We start from the raw sequence: 17,986 nt of genomic DNA, 5'->3' as shown, positions 1-17,986 counted from the left end.
GTAGCGAAGTCTGGTTAAACGCGACGGTCTGTAAAACCGTTCCTTCGGGTTCGGCGGTTCGAATCCACCCTCCTCCACTTTATAGGGATATAGTTAAACGGTATAACTACGGTCTCCAAAACCGTCATTGTGGGTTCGATTCCTACTATCCCTGCTCAATTGAATATTTTGGCGGTATTGGTGAAGTTTGGTTAACACATCGGTTTGTGGGTCCGACACGCGTGGGTTCGAATCCCACATACCGCCCTTCTGGTTAGACGGTGCCCGATCGCAGCGTCTAATTGTTTGAATAACATTCAAACTCTATTTGGTGGTATAGCCAAGTGGTAAGGCAGAGGTCTGCAAAACCTTTATCATCGGTTCAAATCCGATTACCACCTTTTAGTTAAGATTTTTATGCCTCTGTGGCGGAATTGGCAGACGCGCTGGACTCAAAATCCAGTTCCCGTTGAGGGAGTGTGGGTTCGACCCCCACCGGAGGCATTTTAATAAGTTTTTGTAAGTGTTTTATCTTAACTAGAAAACACCGTAACCCTAGATGTGATAGGGTTACGGTGTTTTTGTTTCGAAATCTGTGGATAACTTAGCTAAATCATGTTAAATAATAAAGTTGGTACACAAAAACGACCACTAATCATCATTTTCCATCATCGACTGTAATTCAGTTAACTTTTCCATAATTTGGTCATTCTCTTCATGTAAGGATCGAATTTCTTTTCTCATATTAATTTGATCCTGATTGGTAAAGAAATTTGTGATGCTGCTGGTGAGCATACCAACGAAACCAATTCCAACCAACATTAAAATAATTGCTGCAACTCGACCTAAGCCAGTTTGTGGAGTCATATCGCCATAGCCAACGGTAGTGGCTGTTGTGATGGACCACCAAAGTGCATTTTCTAAATTAGTATGCTCAGCAAAACTGTAAAGGCAAGCACTAATGATTAATAGGGCACAACTGACGTACAGATAATAAATCAGTCCATTTACTTTGAGAAAATGCTTTAGTCGCCCCGTCATTCCCACTAACCGAATGATTCTCAACAAGCGAAGTAAACGTGTAATTCGGTTTATTCGGAAGACGGTAAATAATCCACTGACCGGAACAATTGATAGTAGATCAAAAATATTGGTTTTTAGGAATGCTCTTTTATCATTAGCAAAAAGAAGACGAATACAATAATCACCAACAAAGATTACCCAGATGCCATTGTCAATTAATGAATATGGCTGGTCAGTAAGGCTAATCATTTTGGCGTAATCTAAAATAATTAAGCAGATCGAAATTAGGGCTAAAATAACCATTACCCAGGCATAACAAAGTGAGAAGGTCAATTTTTTATTAGAACTTTTCATTACTTATTCTCCAGTTATTTATTAACATTTTCATTATACGCAGATTATTTGATTATAATTATACAATTTAAGCTTATATATTCACGTAAGAAGCTTATTTTAAGATTGATTCGAATTTTTTTACATTTTTCATTGCATTACGTGAATAAATCATGTATTATACTGGTTGTATTCAAAAGTTATGCAATTATTATTCATTGAGTTACTAAGTAATGGAGGATTAATTATGAAGTTTAAATTAGGGAAAAAGATCCTTGCTTTAAGCGCCGTTGCCTTAATGGTTGCTGGTGGTTTAGCAGGATGTGGAACCAAAGAAAACACTGCTTACAATAAGATTAAGAGTGAAAAAACATTGACCATGGGGACTTCAGCGGACTTCGCACCATTTGAATTTCCAGTTGTTAAGAACGGCAAAAAAACTTACAACGGATTTGACATTATGGTTGCTAACCAAATCGCTAAAGACATGGGTGTTAAGCTCAAGGTACAAAACATGCAGTTCTCATCATTAATTGGTGAATTGCAAAATAATAAGGTGCAGATGGTCATGGCTGGAATGACCGCTACTAAAGAACGGCGGAAAGCAGTTGACTTCTCCAAACCATATTACACTGAATCTGAATCTCTGCTGGTAAGAAAGAGCGATGCTAATAAGTACACCACGCAGGCAAGTACCAAGGGAGCTTCATTTGGTGCTCAGCAAGGTTCCATTCAGGAAAACGTTGGTAAGAGCCAAACTAAGGCCCACATCGTCAGTGAAGGGTTAGTTACCAGCCTGACGACTGAATTAAAGGGTGGCAAACTAGACGGTGTTGTCCTAGCCCAAAAGGTTGCGGAAGAGTATGTTAAGAAGTACCCGAACGACTACGCCATTGCGCCAGTCAAGTTACCAGTGCCAAAGTCACAACGGGAAATTTGCATTGCCTTACCAAAGAATGAACCAAAGTTGAAGAAGAAGGTTAATGCGGAAATTACTAAGATGCAAAAGAATGGTCAATTAGATCAAATGTTCCAAAAGGCCCAAGACCTGCAGGAACAAACAGGGAAGTAATCAATCAAAGAGAGTAGAGGATGATGTTAAATGATGGAATTTAGTTTTCTCGGTAAATACTGGCCAATGTTTTTACAAGGGTCAGAATTAACGTTAGTTATTTCAGTAATTGGGGTCGTTATCGGGTTCTTAATTGGGCTTTTGCTGGTCCTAATGCGGATGTCAAAAATCAAAGTTTTGAATTGGATCGCTGGCATTTATGTGTCAATCGTCCGGGGAACTCCTTCAATGATCCAAGTTCTGCTGGTTTACTATATCTTGTCTAAAACGCTACCGATTCCTCAAGTCCAGGTACTTGGTTCGGGCTTAGACCGGATTATTCCTGGTGCGTTAGCCTTAGGATTAAATTCTGGGGCGTACACTTCAGAAATCTTCCGTTCTGGAATTATTTCAATTCCAGCCGGCCAAACTGAAGCGGGGCTCTCACTCGGGCTAAGTCGTCGTGATACCCTGTTTGAAATTGTTTTACCACAAGCATTGCGGAACACTCTCCCGGCAATGGGCAACGAATTCATTACTTTGATTAAGGAATCGTCAGTACTGTTCTATATTGGAGTACAAGAAGTTACTGCCGAAGCCTTAGGGGTTGGTGGGACCCTCTACAACTTTATTCCACCGCTGATTGTTGCGGCCGTGATTTACTTTGTTATTACTCAAGCGCTGGCCTTACTACTAAATTGGTTGGAAAAGCGGATGAGTCAAAAGTATACGGTAAGTAATTAGTTAACAATTCATCCTTTACTAAAACCGCGTCGTTATTGTAACGGCGCGGTTTTTATGATTGATTATTGCGATGATATGATGTAAAAATCATGCAACACAATCTTTTAAATTGTATTTTACAAATATCAATTGATTAATAAAAAACGGAACTTACCAAATTGTTCTTAGACAATTATCGGGAACCGGATATGGCTAATTGCTATCCTACCTGCTTGTTAACCAAATTAAGCATGTGATCATAGGAAATGATCTAAATAAAAAAATATCAATCTGACGTTTATCGCCACTACATATTGTGTTTTGAATGTCAATAGTTTCAAGATGTTGTGTTCAATCTTTTTTCATTTAAGATAGATAATGTTAACTCCAAAGGGGATATTATCTATGAAAATCAAAACCACAACTCAGCATCCATTAGCAGTATTACAGGATGTTAATGTTATTAAGCGTGATGGGACCATCACACCGTTTTATTCCTATAAATTAGATTTAATTATGCGTGAACTTCATGTAGACTGGGCAACTCAAGCCAAAGTGTACGAAGAATTAGTAAAGGCCTTAGCGGGGAAGGATCGTGTCATGACAATCGAAATTGCCCAAGCCATGATCGATGGTTTTCGTGCCGCTGGTCATAACGAATTCGCAATGGCTTTCATTAACTATCGGAAGCAGGATGATCGGGCCTTTGCTGAAGCAACTAACCCGATGTATAAGTTGGATCAGCTGTCTGACCGTAATTCGCGAGTAGTTCACGAAAACGCTAATAAGGATTCCAAGGTCTTTAATACGCAACGTGATTTAGAGGCCGGTATGGTTAGTCGGGCACTTGGCTTACGGATGTTACCGCAAATAGTTGCCAAGGCCCACCTGCGTGGTGATATTCACTGGCATGACCTTGATTACTCTCCAGTCACACCAGAAACCAATTGTTGTCTAATCGACTTTGATGAGATGTTCAAGAATGGGTTCAAGATTGGGAACGCTTGGGTGTCCTCACCACGGTCAATTCAGACCGCAACGGCTCAAATGTCGCAAATTATTGCTAACGTTGCTTCATTACAATATGGTGGTTGTTCTGCTAACCGGATCGATCAACTTCTCGAACCATATGCCAAGATTAATTATGAAAAGCATTTACGAGATGCTGAACAATGGGTTGCACCAGAAAAGCGTGAAGAATACGCTAAAACTAAGACCAAGAAGGATATTTATGATGCGATGCAGGCGCTAGAGTATGAAATTAACACTTTGTACTCTTCGCAAGGACAGACACCATTTACGACGATTAATTTTGGCCTGGGGACTTCCTGGATTGCTCGGGAAATCCAAAAATCTATTCTGAAGATTCGGATTAAGGGTCTTGGTAAAGAACACCGGACTGCCATTTTCCCTAAATTGATTTTTACGTTAAAACGGGGACTTAACTTAAATCCCGGGGATCCAAATTATGATATTAAACAACTAGCTTTGGAATGTTCAACTAAGCGGATGTACCCTGATTTGTTAATGTATGACAAGATTAAGGAAATTACTGGTTCATTTAAGACCCCGATGGGATGCCGTTCATTTCTTCAAGGTTGGCAAGATCCAGAAACCGGTAAAGAAGTTAATTCTGGACGAATGAACTTAGGGGTAGTAACCGTTAATTTGCCACGAATTGCGTTGGAAGCCCATGGTGATAAAAAACTCTTTTGGCAAATTTTCCAAGAAAAGATGCGGATCTGTAAGATTGCCTTAGATTATCGAATTAAACGAACCAAGCAAGCTAAGCCAGAAAACGCGCCATTATTGTATATGTATGGAGCTTTTGGCAAACGTCTCAAGAAAACGGATAGTGTTGACGAAGTATTCAAGAACAGCCGGGCAACTGTATCATTAGGCTACATTGGGTTATATGAAGTTTGCACGACGTTCTATGGGCCAAAGTGGGAACACAATAAAGAGGCCCATGACTTTGCTGTTTCAATTGTCAAACAAATGCATGACCTTTGTGCAAAGTGGGAAGATGAAGAAGGTTATCATTTTAGCCTGTATTCCACACCAGCTGAATCGTTGACTGATACATTCTGTCAGGATGATTTAAAGAAATTTGGTCGTGTAGAGGACGTCACAGATAAGGAATATTACACGAATAGTTTCCACTATGATGTGCGGAAGCATCCAACCCCATTTGAAAAACTAGAGTTTGAGGAAGCATTTCCTAAATACGCTGCTGGTGGTTTTATTCACTACTGTGAATATCCAAACTTACGGCAAAATCCAAAAGCCCTCGAAGCAGTTTGGGATTGGGCTTACGATCACGTTGGTTATTTAGGTACGAATACGTCGATTGACCAATGTTTCAAGTGTGGCTTCAAGGGTGAATTTGAGGCAACTGCCCGCGGCTTTAAGTGTCCACAATGTGGTAACCACGACCCGGCAACCTGTGATGTTGTTAAGCGGACCTGTGGTTATTTAGGGAACCCTCAACAACGTCCAATGGTGCATGGCCGGCATGAGGAAATCATTCATCGTGTTAAGCATATGGATCCACGGATGATCAAATCTGCGGCGCAATTTGAAACCCAACGGCAAATGGATACCAAAGAACACCGAGCCAAATTTAATGGTGACCAAATCTAAGGAGGGATCGATATGGGGGAACGGCATCAACATCGTCTACCCAAAAATCCACGTCCTAAGGAATGGTTAGCAGCGGATCATTCTCTGCAGTATGTTGCTGATTATAAGCCATTCAACTTTGTTGATGGTGAAGGTGTCCGGTGCAGTATCTACGTCAGTGGCTGTCTATTTAATTGCCCTGGATGTTATAACAAAGCCGCTCAAAATTTTCATTATGGACAACCGTATACTCAGGAACTTGAAGACAAAATCATGACGGATTTAGGTCATGACTACGTGCAAGGGTTAACCTTGTTAGGTGGTGAACCATTCTTGAATACGCAGGTTTGTTTAAAACTAATTAAACGCTTGCGTAAAGAGTACGGACATACCAAAGATATTTGGTCCTGGTCCGGGTATACTTGGGAAGAACTCCAGCAAGAATCCTATGATAAACTAGAAATGCTGAGCAATATTGATATTTTAGTTGACGGGCGGTTCTTGGAAGATCAAAAAGACTTGACGTTACAATTCCGGGGCAGCGCTAATCAACGCATTATCGACGTGCAAAAATCATTACGAGCCAACAAAGTCATTATTTGGGATAAGCTCGTTCATTAGTTAAGGGTGAAAAAATGACGTTAGTAGTAAAAAACTTACATGCAATTGTGAAGGAAACCGGTGAAGAAATTCTAAAGGGCGTTGATTTAACCGTTCCCACTGGTGAAGTGCATGCCATTATGGGGCCAAACGGGAATGGTAAGTCAACACTGGTCTCCACGATTATGGGTTATCCTGCTTATGAAGTTACTGCAGGGACCGTTACTTTTGACGGTGAAGATGTTTTAAGTAAATCCGTCACGGAACGGGCACAACTTGGTCTCTTTTTAGGAATGCAGTATCCGGCTGAAATTCCTGGAGTAAAGAATATTGACTTTATTCGTCAAGCAATGAATGCTACACAACCAGAAGGACAAACGGTACCGGTGTTAGAGTTTCTCCAACAACTGAATGAAGCAAAACAATTACTCAAGATGCCGGATGATATTACCGACCGTTATTTAAATGTCGGGTTTTCTGGTGGTGAAAAAAAGCGGAATGAGGTCTTACAAATGATGATGCTCAAGCCGAAATTAGCCATTTTAGATGAAATTGATTCTGGACTTGATATTGACGCATTACGGATAGTTGCGAACGGCATTAACCATATGCGAACTCCACAATTTAGTGCGCTCCTGATTACGCACTATGAGCGTTTGCTTGAATATGTTAAACCTGACCGCATTCATGTGATGGTTGATGGGCGGGTCGTGCAAAGCGGCGGTCCGGAATTAGCGGATGAACTTGAAAAGGGCGGTTATGCTAAGTTTGAACAAATGAGTAAGGATGGCGTTCACGAATGAAACCAGAGTTATTAGATCAAGTTCAAGCAGCCACCCATGGTCAACCAGATTGGTTACGGAAAAAACGTCAATTAGCGCTGATGATGGCTCAAAAACTCCCGGTGACCGATTCCCAACAAATGGTTTTAAAGAAGTGGCTCCAAAATCCGCAACTAGAGATTGATGATGAGCAGGTAACGACCACGCCTGATGGGTACGTTAACTTGCCCATTTTTATTGCAGCCCAACAATATCCAGAGCTAGTACAGGAAAATTTAATGGAGAAGGCGATTAATTGGCAAGCCGACCAATTAAATGCTTTCCATCTAGCGTTTTTAAATGGTGGTCGGTTCATTTATGTGCCGAATAACACGGTTGTTGATCAGCCAATTGAATTGCATACAACTGTTTCAGGATGCAATTACCACAACCTCATCATTGTGGGGGCTAATTCGCAAGTGACAATTATTGAAAATGAAGTTGCTAGTGATCAACAACCAAGCTATTTAGGAACCGAATTATTACTTGGTGACAGTGCGCAAGTCAATTACTATCAATCAAACACGTTTACTGCAGACCATAATTGGGAAAGTGTCCGTGCCTATCAGGCAGGGGATAGTTTACTCAATATTTACAGTGCCTTTTTTGATCGTCACCATCTTGATGCTGATTATCACGCAAACTTGGATGGCGACGGGAGTCATGCTAATTTTAAAATGGTTGGAATTGCGACCCACGATCAGGTGCAGGATATTCATACCAGGATTGATAATCATGGCCTACATACTGATGGTGAAATCTTACAAAACGGGGTGGTTAAAGATCAGGCAATCCTGAACTTCCATGCTGTAGGTAAGATTTATCAAGGGGCGCACCAGTCTGCTTCTAACCAAGAGAGTCGCCTATTAACGCTAACGGCAGCGAGTCATGGTGAAGCTGATCCGGTCTTATTGATTGAAGATAATGATGTTAATGCTGGTCATGCGGCAAGTATCGGCCAAGTTAACCCAGATCAGTTATATTATTTACAATCCCGCGGTTTAACTTTAATGGAAGCAGAAATTTTGTTGACAAAGGGCTTTTTATTACCGGTAATTGAAAAGTTTCCAGATCAGCAACTTCGTGACCAAACCATTAATGAATTGCTGGAACGATTGGAGGTTCAGTAATGAGTCAAGAAGATGATAAAAAAGCAATTCAGCAATTTTCAAAAGAACATTATGAATACGGCTTTCATGATGATATTAAGCCGATCTTTTCCACGGGGGTTGGTTTAACAGAAGAGACGGTTCGTGAAATTTCACGGCGTAAACATGAGCCAGAATGGATGTTAAATATTCGATTAAATGCCTATCATCAGTATTTAAAGATGAAGCTGCCGAACTTTGGACCAGATTTAACAAAATTAGATTTATCACAGCTTAGGTATTTTCAACGACCAACTGATCATGTGGCTCGTTCCTGGTCAGACGTGCCAGAGGAAATGAAAACCACCTTTGAAAAGATGGGAGTTCCGGAGGCCGAACGCCAATACCTAGCAGGAGCTACCGCTCAGTACGAGTCGGAGGTTGTTTACGCTAATTTAAAACGGGACTTAGCGAGTCATGGGATCCTCTTTATGGACACTGATACCGCAGTCCAAAAGTATCCAGAAATTGTTAAAAAGTATTTTGCCCAGTTGGTACATCCTGATGACAATATTTTTGCGGCGCTCAACACCGCAGTCTGGTCTGGTGGAACCTTTATTTACGTTCCAAAGGGTGTTCATGCTGATAAACCGCTGCAGAGTTTCTTTAGGATCAACGCGGAAAATACGGGACAGTTTGAACGGACGCTGATTGTAGTTGATGAAGACGCGAGTGTGAACTATGTTGAAGGCTGCACGGCTCCAGTTTATTCTGAAGATAGCCTTCATGCGGCCGTTGTCGAAGTCTTTGTAAAACCACGAGGCTTTTGCCGTTATACAACCATTCAAAACTGGTCGCCTAACGTTTATTCGCTGGAAACCAAGCGGGCAGTGGCGGATGAAAATGCTGTTATGGAATGGGTCGATGGAAATCTTGGTTCTAAAGTAACAATGAAGTATCCAAGTGTTTACTTACGTGGTCGTGGAGCGAAGGGGACGATGTTATCGATTGCCTTTGCCAACGGTAAAGTAGTGGATCAAGATACTGGTGCCAGAATGATTCACCAAGCTCCAGAAACCAGCTCAACCATTATTTCAAAGTCCTTGTGTCGGGCTGGTGGTGTTTGTGATTACCGTGGTGAAGTCAAAATGGATGAAAATGCTCATGGATCTAGTTCACATGTTGAGTGTGACACCATCATCATGGATGATGATTCCTCAAGCGATACCATTCCGCTAAATAAAGTTGCGGTTGGTGACGTCGCAATGGAACACGAAGCCAAAGTCTCCAAGGTTTCAGAAGAAGAACTTTACTATTTAATGAGTCGTGGATTATCTGAAGAAGAAGCTACTAAGATGATTGTTATGGGATTCATTGAACCATTTACCAAACAATTACCGATGGAATATGCGGTCGAACTGAATCGACTGATTGATTTTCAAATGGAAGGTTCCGTTGGTTAAAAAGTAAAAAAATAACGCCCGGTCTCACAAGAGATTCGGGCGTTTTCCGAACAATAGGTAATTTACACTATATTCAGTTCGTGATAAACTCATCCTTGAAATTTATTTAAGGGAGAAAGTTAATAATGGATGAACAAGTACAACGGAATCTCGTAATCGGCCCGGAAGACCACATTCCAACTGGTGAGGCAACGCTGCTTGGTCTACAACACGTGATGGCAATGGACGTCTATGTGCCGCCGATTATTTTAGCCGGGATGTTAGCAATGGGAGCAGCTGATACATCTGGACTGCTCCAATCGACATTTCTTGCGGCTGGTGTTGGAACCATTTTACAAACCTCGATTTTTATGAAGATGCCAATGTCGCAGGGTCCATCATTTGTGCCATTATCAGCAGCAGCTGGGATTGTTCTGGCTAGTGGTGGTTTGAAGGGAAACGGGATGGCGACCTTAATCGGCTCACTAGTCGTTGGCGCGATTATCTTGGTTCTACTCGGGTTGAGTGGGATTTTCCAAAAAATTATCAACTGGTTAGTGCCAGCAGTAGTAGGCGGCACGATTATTACATGTGTGGGTCTGTCACTGATTCCAAGTGCCCTCAATAGCAATATTTTTGAAGCTAAGGGAAATGTTTACCAAAATATTGAACTTGCTAGTGTGACAGCCTTAGCGATGCTAATATGTGTTGGCATTAGTATTCGGTTCCCGCGAGTTCAAAAACTCTTTAGAACAGGTTCAATCGTCATTGCATTACTATGTGGGACGTTAATGAGTGCTTCCATGGGACGCTTTAACTGGCAATCGGTAGTTGATGCACCATGGTTTAGCTTACCGCAACGGACGGTTTTTCACTGGGGAATTAGTTTCAACTGGACTTCCATTCTGACGTTCTTAATTTTATATGCCATCATTACGACTGAAACGACCGGAACGTGGTTTGCAATGGGAGCCGTTACCAATCATAAAATTACTGATCGACAATGGAATCACGGAATTGTTGGTGAAGGTTTAAGCTGTTTGTTTGCTGGACTTTGTGGAACTACGCCTGTTACTGGCTACTCAACCAATGCTGGAGTTGTGTCCATCACTGGGGTTGCTTCGCGGAAAGTATTTGTTGCAGCGGGTGGCTGGTTTATCCTGCTCGGTTTCTTTTCTAAACTTTCGGCATTCTTAACCGCCATTCCTGATCCAGTAATCGGGGGTGTATTTGCTCTCATTACCGTCACAATCATGTTAAATGGGCTGAATGTCATTCGGGGTATCAAAACTTCAGATGCAGATCTCTACATTATCGGATTACCGATTGTTTTAACCTTGGCCATTATTTTACTGCCAGCGCATATTACTAAGGCAGCACCACAAATGCTGCAATACTTACTCGGTTCACCGATTGCAGTGGCAGCATTAACAGCCATTATCCTTAATTTACTGATGCCGCGTCGACACTAATTAATATTAATAACAACAAATGGCTCTAGCTTGGTAAAACCATGCTAGAGCCATTCTTTATTGTGGGTGGATGAAGCTGAGGGCCAAAAAGACTTCGTTAACGCCCGCTTTTTGCTGTTACATTGTTACAAACGTTAGTAATAAAAAGGTGTTTTGAGAATAAAATTGCTTAAATCAAGGTTAATTCAGAAAAAATTCAAAAAGTTTTCTTAGTTTTGTTACAAGTGACCAAGCTGCTTACTAGAAGAAAGTGGAATGTTGATAAATGCTGATTTAACGGGGCTAAGCGACGATTTAATGACATTGAGTTGATCAAAAAGCCCGGCTTTGTTACAAAATTTTACAGAAATGCGGAAGTTTGATAATTCGTGGTAATTGGTCCGTAACTGACAGCATGTATTATATAAACCGTTGATAAGTTATTGATTTGTAACTACAGATTTTAAAAGAAAAGGATGTTTTAATTTATATGAAGTTCAATAAGAAAGCTATCAAAGTTGCTGCTACTGTTACTGGTGCCCTTGCTTTGGGTACTGTTGCTACTGCTACTACTGCCAATGCTGACTCAGTTTACACTGTCCAAGCAGGGGACACGCTTTCTGGCATTTCCTACAAGTTAGGACACGACTTAACTTTTGTTGACACTTTAGCAAGTAACAATAACATCGCTAACAAGAATTTAATCTACGTTGGTCAAAAGTTGTTAATCAAGGATGATGGTGAAGTTACTACAGCCACTGCGCAACAAGCTGCTTCATTACCATCTGCTAATAACTCAGCTAACACTAACACTAATAATACTACTACCCAAAGCAGCCAAAGCACTAACACGGCCGCTACTGCTAACACTGGTGCATCTAACTACACTTCAAGTGTTGCCGGTAACGATGCCGCAGCCAAGGCTTGGATTGCCGCTCGTGAATCTGGTGGTAGCTACTCCGCACGGAATGGTCAATACATTGGTAAGTACCAATTATCTGCATCTTACTTAAATGGTGACTACTCCGCCGCTAACCAAGAACGGGTTGCTGATCAGTACGTATCCAGCCGTTACGGTTCTTGGAGTGCTGCTCAATCATTCTGGCAATCACATGGTTGGTACTAAAATTAAATTTTAATTACCAAGAACGGGAGACTCCCGTTCTTTTTTTGCCCTACATATGACAATTAATTCATATATAGAAATTTAATTTAAAATTATGGAGATATAATAGAACTCTCAAACGCCTTTATGTCAACATTGGTCAAGCTTGGTTAAACTTTTTAGCACTCTAAACGATAGAGTGCTAAAAAGTGCTTGTATTCACCAAAATTTAGGTTAGGATAATAAGTGTAAAGAGAAATAAGAAATAAAAAACGAAGAAAGGAAGCTTTATTATGGCTAATGATTTACAACGTCGTGATGGTTTGTTTGATAACTTGATGAACATGCGGAATTTCTTTGATGATGGCTTTTTCCCATCTACTAACTCTGACTATATGAAGAGTGATATTGCAGAAACTAACGATGGTTATCAAGTTAAGATTGACATGCCGGGCTTTGATAAGAAGGATATCCATGTTAACTATGCGGATGGTATTTTAACGGTTAGTGGCCATCGAGATACCTTTGATGATCACACTAACAAGAATGGTGACATTGTTCAAAGTGAACGGCGGTATGGACAAATGAGTCGGTCATACCGGTTACCAGATGTTGATTTGGATAAGGTTAGTGCAAAGTACAATGATGGTGTTCTGGCACTTGATTTGCCAAAGCTAACGGTTGAAAACCAAAATGGGACGCACATTGATATTGAGTAATTTAGAGAAATAGAAAAAGGATCGTGTTAGAAATCATTACGACTTCTAACACGATCCTTTTTTAATCAACTAGCGTCCTGGATGTTCAGCAATGCCATCTGGAAAATCTTTATCAAATTCCTTGAGGATGGGTAATAACACGTTAATGTACTCATGATAAGCATCAACTGGACTATTAAATTCTTTCTTACTCAATAAAGCAATGGCAATTTCATGTGCACGCTGTTCATTACTAATCATTAATTAAGCTCCTCTTTATTTCCGTTAAGTCCTAACTTGTATTGACAATCGGGACAGATTCCGTGGACCTCGACATCACTACGGGTAACTAAATAATTTGTATTTTTTCTAGTTACTCGCGCTAATTCTTTAGCAATATCATAGAATTCATCATCCATCACATCAGTAATCTTACCACAGTTATCACACACAACGTGATAGTGGGGGTGACCAAAGTAATCATAATGGGTTGAACCATCGCCATTTTTTAACTCAATCACAAGATTATAATTTACCAATAGTTTAACGGTATTGTACACTGTCGCTAAGCTGATGCTATCATCATGTTTTTGCAAATCATCTAGAATCATCTCAACCGTTGGATGGGTGTGATGGGTGATTAGATAGTTTAGAATTATTTTGCGTTGAGGGGTTAACCGAACACGATTTTCCTTTAAACGGTTTAGTGCACGATCAAATTCTGCTTCAGCCATCTTAATCACTCCTTCATCTCAAATTAACTAATGTCTAGTATACCATTTACAAATGAATCTGGACTAACTATAATACTAATTGTTTATTTAATAATCATTCTAAACAAGGGGAGAGAAGAATGCAAGAGAGTATTGATCAAAATGGTAAGGTTTATAGTCGATTTTGGTTTATTTTAACCTTACTGTTGGGGACTTTTACAATGTCCATTAGTCAGTCTTCACTATCAACGGCTTACCCAACTTTAATGCAGAATTTTGGTATTTCAGCGGATACGGTCCAATGGCTGACAACCGGATTTATGTTGGTAATGTGTGTTAGCATGCCAATTAGCCCGTGGATGCTTAATAATCTAAGTTTCCGTCAAATGTTTATTGGTGCGCTTGCCCTTTTTGATGTTGGTTCCTTGATGATCGTTTTTACCCCGGCTTCATGGGGAGTCAACGGTTTTTGGTTTATGATGATCGGTCGGGTCATGGAAGCCTTTGCGGTCGGGGTTCTTTTTCCATCCTATCAGACGGTTCTGCTGGAAATCACGCCGAAAGATGAGCGGGGAACCACAATGGGAATTGCCGGATTAGTAATGGGCTCAGCCCTTGCGTGTGGCCCGATTATTTCGGGAATTGTTTTAAAATTCTTTGACTGGAAGAGTTTATTCATCCTGTTTATGATCATTATTACAGCTGTGATTATTATGGCAGGTAGTGGCTTAATTAGAAATGTAATGGATCGTCACGAAACTTCCTTGGATTGGCTGTCAGTCTTTCTATCAATTGGTTTAATTGGAATTATGTACGTGGTTAATCAGATCGGCAAACACCACGTTAAATGGGCGTTCAATTGGGGATTACTCATCATTAGTTTAATTGCGGTTGTTCTTTTTTGCGTTCGCCAATTTAAACTGAAAACACCACTGTTGGAATTACGGGTCATGAAGACCTTTAATTACGATATGGCAATTTTACTGACGGGGATTTCGTATGTTGCTCTAATTGTTGTTACGATTATTTTTCCTTTGTACTACCAAGGAGTTTTGCATGTTAGCCCGTTTATTTCGGGAATGTCTTTAGTTCCTGGCGCGGTCTTTTTGAGTATTTTGAATCCATTTACTGGTAAGTTGGCGGATATGATTGGTTTCAAGCCAACCATGATTATAGGAATGCTGATGATTGATGCTGGTTGGTTCTTGACGTTAGCAATGGCTGATGTGCAAAATCTCTTGGGAATGATTCTTTGTGCCATGGTTATCGAAGGCGGAAACGCCTTCGTTATGATGCCGGCGGTGACCCTCGGTGCAAATTCCCTGCCTAATGATTTAGTTTCACATGGGACTGCGGTAATCACAACGGTACGGCAAATTCTTGGTTCGGCTGGGGTGGCAATGGCAACCATGATTTTAACTACGGCAACTGCTAATCGGTTGAGTACGGGAGCTAATAAACTAGCCGCTTCACTTCATGGTTACCATGTTGTTTTCATTACAATGATTGTAATTGAAGTCATTGGTTTAGGATTAGCGCTAATTCTTCGTGATACTAAAAAGAAAACGAATTAAAATACGTATCTTAATAGTGAGCAAACTATTAAGAGGAGTGGATAGTAATGACTAGTAAATACCCGAAATGGTCGAATTCTGCTGTGATGCGTGATTATTATGATCATCATTGGGGGCTTCCAGTGCATGATGAACGTGAACTGTTTAAAATGTTAACTTTAGAAACATTTCAAGCAGGTTTGAGTTAGACGATAATTTGGCAACGACGCGCAGCTTTTGCAGCAGCGTTTGCTGAATTTGATGTGGATAAAATCGCTAAGTTTGATCAGCACCAGGTGGATCGATTAATGGAAAACTCCCAAATTATCCGTAACCGGCGTAAAATTATGGCGACTATTAATAATGCTCAACGATTGCAGCAAATCCATCAGGATGGTAAAACACTTGATCATTTTCTCTGGTCGTTTGTAAATGGCCAACCACTACGAATGCATGTTGATGATGATCAGTTATTGCCAAGGGCAACGCCATTATCAACGGAAATTTCGCGGCAGTTAAAACACGCCGGTTTTCAATTTGTTGGACCAACAACCGTTTTTTCGTTAATGTGTGCTGTTGGCATTATTAACGCTCGTCTCTAAAACGATAAAATAACTCCCCCACGTTTGGTTTAGATTAAACGTGGGGGAGTTTTTTATGACCAATAAATCAATACAATAACGACCATTTGCGCTAAGCAATAAAGAATCAACGATTGTTGTTGCCGTGCTTTAGCAATCATCACAAACCAAGTGGCAATAATGGTTGCAATCGCAAGATAGATTGTCAAATGAAGGGGCCGGCTGAGAATAAAGATTAACAAGATTAGGGCGAGGATGGTTACTTTTAATTTATATTGCCGGACGTTTTCTAAAAAGAATGGTGCTAAATAAAACCAGGTGCTGGCCATTACCGGTAGCAAATAACTAATAATCTCCCATGAAATAAAGTGAAGACTGGCATAGGCACAAGCAACGGAAACGGTAAACATTAACAACAAGCCGAAGGTGATTAAGCCGAACGTGTTTTGAAAGTCCATGGAAGGCATTTGAATAATTAGTAAAAAGAGTGGTAATAACAATAATAAGGCTAATAAAATTAAATTATTACTAAAACCCATGATGGCAAAACACACGCTTGCTGCGAGTGGAATCAGAGAAAGGGTTGAACCAAAGCGATGGTAAATCAGCATTGGTACCACCAGGCCGATACAAACTTCATACATCAGTAGCATTCCCATATTAGTTGTAAAGTGCGAGCCTTGAACCCCGATGGCATAGGTAAACGGGGCGTCTGACCAACTAATCAGGAGAATAAAAGTTGTTGGTACCAAATCTTTCCAGTTAATTTCGTGAAATTGTCGCTTAATTAAACCCCACATGCTAAACCGTCCTTCTTTTTGTTCATAATGTTAATAAGTATAACAGAGTTTCCGATCTTTTGATTGAATGCGAAGCAGAAAATATGCTAAGATGGTTTTCGTTATGAAGCAAATTCCCGATGGGAGGAGACGGTCGTCTTCGCTGCCTTGTAACCGCAAAAGACACTTTTAAGTTTATGGGGGAATTAAAACAATGGGAGAACGCCATTTATTTACATCTGAATCCGTTTCAGAAGGACATCCAGATAAAATTGCTGATCAAATTAGTGACGCAATTTTAGACGCAATGCTTGAACAAGACCCAGATGCACGGGTCGCTGTTGAAACCTCAGTTACGACTGGTTTGGTACTAGTATTTGGGGAAGTTTCGACATCAGCTTACGTCAATATTCAGAAAGTGGTCCGCCACACAATTAAGGAAATTGGCTATACTGATGGTCAATACGGCTTTGATGCTGACAATTGCGCCGTGATTACTGCAATTGACGAACAATCACCGGATATTGCTCAGGGGGTTGATGACTCGCTGGAAACTCGTGAAGGTGAAGGTGATCCACTCGACCAAATTGGTGCGGGTGATCAAGGGTTAATGTTTGGTTATGCTACTGACGAGACGCCAGAATATATGCCATTGACGTTAATGCTTAGCCACAAGTTAATGCAACGGATCGCAAAGTTGCGTAAAGAAGGCACGATTGAATACTTACGGCCAGATGCGAAGGCTGAAGTAACGGTTGAATACGATGAAAACGATCAGCCATTGCGAGTTGATACGGTTGTGCTTAGTACCCAACATGATCCTGACGTTTCATTAGATCAAATTCGTCAAGATGTTAAGGAACAAGTTATTAAAGCCGTCATTCCAGCCAATTTATTGGATGACCAGACTAAATACTTTATTAACCCGACTGGACGCTTTGTAATTGGTGGCCCTCAAGGGGATGCTGGTTTGACTGGTCGGAAGATCATTGTTGACACGTATGGTGGAGCAGCTCACCATGGTGGTGGGGCCTTCTCTGGTAAGGACGCTACGAAGGTTGACCGATCAGCTTCCTATGCTGCCCGTTACATTGCGAAAAACTTAGTTGCGGCTGGTTATGCTAAGAAAGCAGAAATCCAAGTGGCCTATGCAATTGGGGTTGCTAAACCAGTTTCCATCGCAATTGATACTTTTGGTACTGGTACCAAGTCTGAAGAAGAATTGATTGCTGCTGTCCGGAAGGTCTTTGATCTTCGGCCAGCCGGAATCATCAAGATGCTGGACTTAAAGCGGCCAATTTATAAGCAAACTGCAGCTTATGGTCACTTTGGACGGACCGATGTTGACTTGCCTTGGGAACACCTTGACAAGGTTGATGAATTAAAGCAGATTTTAGGTTAGGATAAAAGATCCAGCAGATGGT

The 17,986-nt window shown here is 40.8% G+C and carries 16 protein-coding genes, 4 tRNA genes, 1 pseudogene and 1 riboswitch; of the genes and pseudogenes, 17 read left to right on the top strand and 4 right to left on the bottom strand.

What is annotated here, in order from left to right; translation table 11 throughout:
* Positions 1-83: 83 nt before the first annotated feature.
* The 4 genes from AC1EKL_RS02230 (at position 84) to AC1EKL_RS02215 (ending at position 483) form a co-directional block, all read left to right on the top strand.
* A tRNA-Trp gene (locus AC1EKL_RS02230) sits at positions 84-154 on the top strand.
* A gap of 17 nt (positions 155-171) precedes the next feature.
* A tRNA-His gene (locus AC1EKL_RS02225) sits at positions 172-246 on the top strand.
* 63 nt (positions 247-309) lie between these two features.
* A tRNA-Cys gene (locus tag AC1EKL_RS02220) sits at positions 310-380 on the top strand.
* Positions 381-398: 18 nt separating this feature from the next.
* Positions 399-483: transfer RNA gene (locus AC1EKL_RS02215), tRNA-Leu, on the top strand.
* A gap of 147 nt (positions 484-630) precedes the next feature.
* On the opposite strand, the gene AC1EKL_RS02210 is transcribed toward AC1EKL_RS02215, so the two are convergent.
* Positions 631-1,356, bottom strand: coding sequence for a potassium channel family protein (locus tag AC1EKL_RS02210; RefSeq protein WP_480189312.1), 726 nt, complete (start codon positions 1,354-1,356; stop codon positions 631-633).
* Between the two features lie 226 nt (positions 1,357-1,582).
* Here AC1EKL_RS02210 and AC1EKL_RS02205 point away from each other — a divergent pair, with 226 nt between their 5' ends.
* The 10 genes from AC1EKL_RS02205 to AC1EKL_RS02160 all read left to right on the top strand — a co-directional run bounded on the left by AC1EKL_RS02205 (position 1,583) and on the right by AC1EKL_RS02160 (position 12,957).
* Entirely contained in the window at positions 1,583-2,407 is an 825-nt protein-coding gene (locus tag AC1EKL_RS02205) for a transporter substrate-binding domain-containing protein (protein ID WP_040455698.1), read from the top strand.
* A gap of 30 nt (positions 2,408-2,437) precedes the next feature.
* Positions 2,438-3,130 carry an amino acid ABC transporter permease gene (locus AC1EKL_RS02200; RefSeq protein ID WP_050755741.1) on the top strand — a complete coding sequence of 231 codons (693 nt, stop codon included), beginning with the start codon at positions 2,438-2,440 and terminating at the stop codon, positions 3,128-3,130.
* A gap of 384 nt (positions 3,131-3,514) precedes the next feature.
* Positions 3,515-5,752 (top strand): anaerobic ribonucleoside-triphosphate reductase, encoded by a 2,238-nt coding sequence (gene nrdD, locus AC1EKL_RS02195; RefSeq protein WP_480189311.1) that lies wholly within the window; start codon positions 3,515-3,517, stop codon positions 5,750-5,752.
* A gap of 12 nt (positions 5,753-5,764) precedes the next feature.
* Entirely contained in the window at positions 5,765-6,352 is a 588-nt protein-coding gene (nrdG, locus tag AC1EKL_RS02190) for an anaerobic ribonucleoside-triphosphate reductase activating protein (protein ID WP_480189310.1), read from the top strand.
* A 14-nt stretch (positions 6,353-6,366) separates the two neighbouring features.
* Positions 6,367-7,134, top strand: coding sequence for a Fe-S cluster assembly ATPase SufC (gene sufC, locus AC1EKL_RS02185; RefSeq protein ID WP_480189309.1), 768 nt, complete (start codon positions 6,367-6,369; stop codon positions 7,132-7,134).
* Positions 7,131-8,282, top strand: coding sequence for a SufB/SufD family protein (locus tag AC1EKL_RS02180; RefSeq protein ID WP_480189308.1), 1,152 nt, complete (start codon positions 7,131-7,133; stop codon positions 8,280-8,282). The genes sufC and AC1EKL_RS02180 overlap by 4 nt, the downstream gene beginning before the upstream one ends.
* Entirely contained in the window at positions 8,282-9,703 is a 1,422-nt protein-coding gene (gene sufB / locus AC1EKL_RS02175) for a Fe-S cluster assembly protein SufB (RefSeq protein WP_480189307.1), read from the top strand. Before AC1EKL_RS02180 ends, sufB begins: the two co-directional genes overlap by 1 nt.
* 125 nt (positions 9,704-9,828) lie before the next feature.
* Entirely contained in the window at positions 9,829-11,154 is a 1,326-nt protein-coding gene (locus AC1EKL_RS02170) for a uracil-xanthine permease family protein (RefSeq protein ID WP_480189306.1), read from the top strand.
* Positions 11,155-11,623: 469 nt separating this feature from the next.
* Positions 11,624-12,259 carry an aggregation-promoting factor gene (gene apf, locus AC1EKL_RS02165; protein WP_480189305.1) on the top strand — a complete coding sequence of 212 codons (636 nt, stop codon included), beginning with the start codon at positions 11,624-11,626 and terminating at the stop codon, positions 12,257-12,259.
* Between the two features lie 272 nt (positions 12,260-12,531).
* Positions 12,532-12,957, top strand: coding sequence for an Hsp20/alpha crystallin family protein (locus AC1EKL_RS02160; protein ID WP_480189304.1), 426 nt, complete (start codon positions 12,532-12,534; stop codon positions 12,955-12,957).
* A gap of 69 nt (positions 12,958-13,026) precedes the next feature.
* Here AC1EKL_RS02160 and AC1EKL_RS02155 read toward each other — a convergent pair whose 3' ends face one another.
* Together AC1EKL_RS02155 and AC1EKL_RS02150 are read right to left on the bottom strand one after the other, a co-directional pair.
* Positions 13,027-13,197 (bottom strand): hypothetical protein, encoded by a 171-nt coding sequence (locus AC1EKL_RS02155; protein WP_480189303.1) that lies wholly within the window; start codon positions 13,195-13,197, stop codon positions 13,027-13,029.
* Positions 13,197-13,670, bottom strand: coding sequence for a Fur family transcriptional regulator (locus AC1EKL_RS02150; protein ID WP_006916393.1), 474 nt, complete (start codon positions 13,668-13,670; stop codon positions 13,197-13,199). The genes AC1EKL_RS02155 and AC1EKL_RS02150 overlap by 1 nt, the downstream gene beginning before the upstream one ends.
* 119 nt (positions 13,671-13,789) lie before the next feature.
* On the opposite strand from AC1EKL_RS02150, the gene AC1EKL_RS02145 reads away from it, so the two are divergent.
* Positions 13,790-15,223, top strand: a complete 1,434-nt coding sequence (locus tag AC1EKL_RS02145) for an MFS transporter (RefSeq protein WP_480189302.1) — start codon at positions 13,790-13,792, stop codon at positions 15,221-15,223.
* Between the two features lie 47 nt (positions 15,224-15,270).
* Positions 15,271-15,804, top strand: a pseudogene (locus AC1EKL_RS02140) (DNA-3-methyladenine glycosylase I).
* Between the two features lie 53 nt (positions 15,805-15,857).
* Here AC1EKL_RS02140 and AC1EKL_RS02135 read toward each other — a convergent pair.
* Positions 15,858-16,583 (bottom strand): hypothetical protein, encoded by a 726-nt coding sequence (locus tag AC1EKL_RS02135; RefSeq protein ID WP_480189301.1) that lies wholly within the window; start codon positions 16,581-16,583, stop codon positions 15,858-15,860.
* Between the two features lie 96 nt (positions 16,584-16,679).
* Positions 16,680-16,779: riboswitch (SMK box riboswitch) on the top strand.
* On the opposite strand from AC1EKL_RS02135, the gene metK reads away from it, so the two are divergent.
* The gene (gene metK, locus AC1EKL_RS02130) at positions 16,777-17,964 is read left to right on the top strand and encodes a methionine adenosyltransferase (protein WP_480189300.1); all 1,188 of its coding nucleotides are present in this window, start codon (positions 16,777-16,779) and stop codon (positions 17,962-17,964) included. (Overlaps the previous riboswitch by 3 nt.)
* Positions 17,965-17,986: the final 22 nt, after the last annotated feature.

The sequence above is a fragment of the Limosilactobacillus sp. C0001E2 genome (genome assembly GCF_056590915.1).
This window is presented reverse-complemented; position numbering and strand designations above follow the sequence as displayed.

What these genes read in the sequence shown, in the direction of transcription:
- AC1EKL_RS02210 (WP_480189312.1), bottom strand. Translation starts at nt 1,356, where the DNA reads ATGAAAAGTTCTAATAAAAAATTGACCTTCTCACTTTGTTATGCCTGG.
- AC1EKL_RS02205 (WP_040455698.1), top strand. Translation starts at nt 1,583, where the DNA reads ATGAAGTTTAAATTAGGGAAAAAGATCCTTGCTTTAAGCGCCGTTGCC.
- AC1EKL_RS02200 (WP_050755741.1), top strand. Translation starts at nt 2,438, where the DNA reads ATGATGGAATTTAGTTTTCTCGGTAAATACTGGCCAATGTTTTTACAA.
- nrdD (WP_480189311.1), top strand. Translation starts at nt 3,515, where the DNA reads ATGAAAATCAAAACCACAACTCAGCATCCATTAGCAGTATTACAGGAT.
- nrdG (WP_480189310.1), top strand. Translation starts at nt 5,765, where the DNA reads ATGGGGGAACGGCATCAACATCGTCTACCCAAAAATCCACGTCCTAAG.
- sufC (WP_480189309.1), top strand. Translation starts at nt 6,367, where the DNA reads ATGACGTTAGTAGTAAAAAACTTACATGCAATTGTGAAGGAAACCGGT.
- AC1EKL_RS02180 (WP_480189308.1), top strand. Translation starts at nt 7,131, where the DNA reads ATGAAACCAGAGTTATTAGATCAAGTTCAAGCAGCCACCCATGGTCAA.
- sufB (WP_480189307.1), top strand. Translation starts at nt 8,282, where the DNA reads ATGAGTCAAGAAGATGATAAAAAAGCAATTCAGCAATTTTCAAAAGAA.
- AC1EKL_RS02170 (WP_480189306.1), top strand. Translation starts at nt 9,829, where the DNA reads ATGGATGAACAAGTACAACGGAATCTCGTAATCGGCCCGGAAGACCAC.
- apf (WP_480189305.1), top strand. Translation starts at nt 11,624, where the DNA reads ATGAAGTTCAATAAGAAAGCTATCAAAGTTGCTGCTACTGTTACTGGT.
- AC1EKL_RS02160 (WP_480189304.1), top strand. Translation starts at nt 12,532, where the DNA reads ATGGCTAATGATTTACAACGTCGTGATGGTTTGTTTGATAACTTGATG.
- AC1EKL_RS02155 (WP_480189303.1), bottom strand. Translation starts at nt 13,197, where the DNA reads ATGATTAGTAATGAACAGCGTGCACATGAAATTGCCATTGCTTTATTG.
- AC1EKL_RS02150 (WP_006916393.1), bottom strand. Translation starts at nt 13,670, where the DNA reads ATGGCTGAAGCAGAATTTGATCGTGCACTAAACCGTTTAAAGGAAAAT.
- AC1EKL_RS02145 (WP_480189302.1), top strand. Translation starts at nt 13,790, where the DNA reads ATGCAAGAGAGTATTGATCAAAATGGTAAGGTTTATAGTCGATTTTGG.
- AC1EKL_RS02135 (WP_480189301.1), bottom strand. Translation starts at nt 16,583, where the DNA reads ATGTGGGGTTTAATTAAGCGACAATTTCACGAAATTAACTGGAAAGAT.
- metK (WP_480189300.1), top strand. Translation starts at nt 16,777, where the DNA reads ATGGGAGAACGCCATTTATTTACATCTGAATCCGTTTCAGAAGGACAT.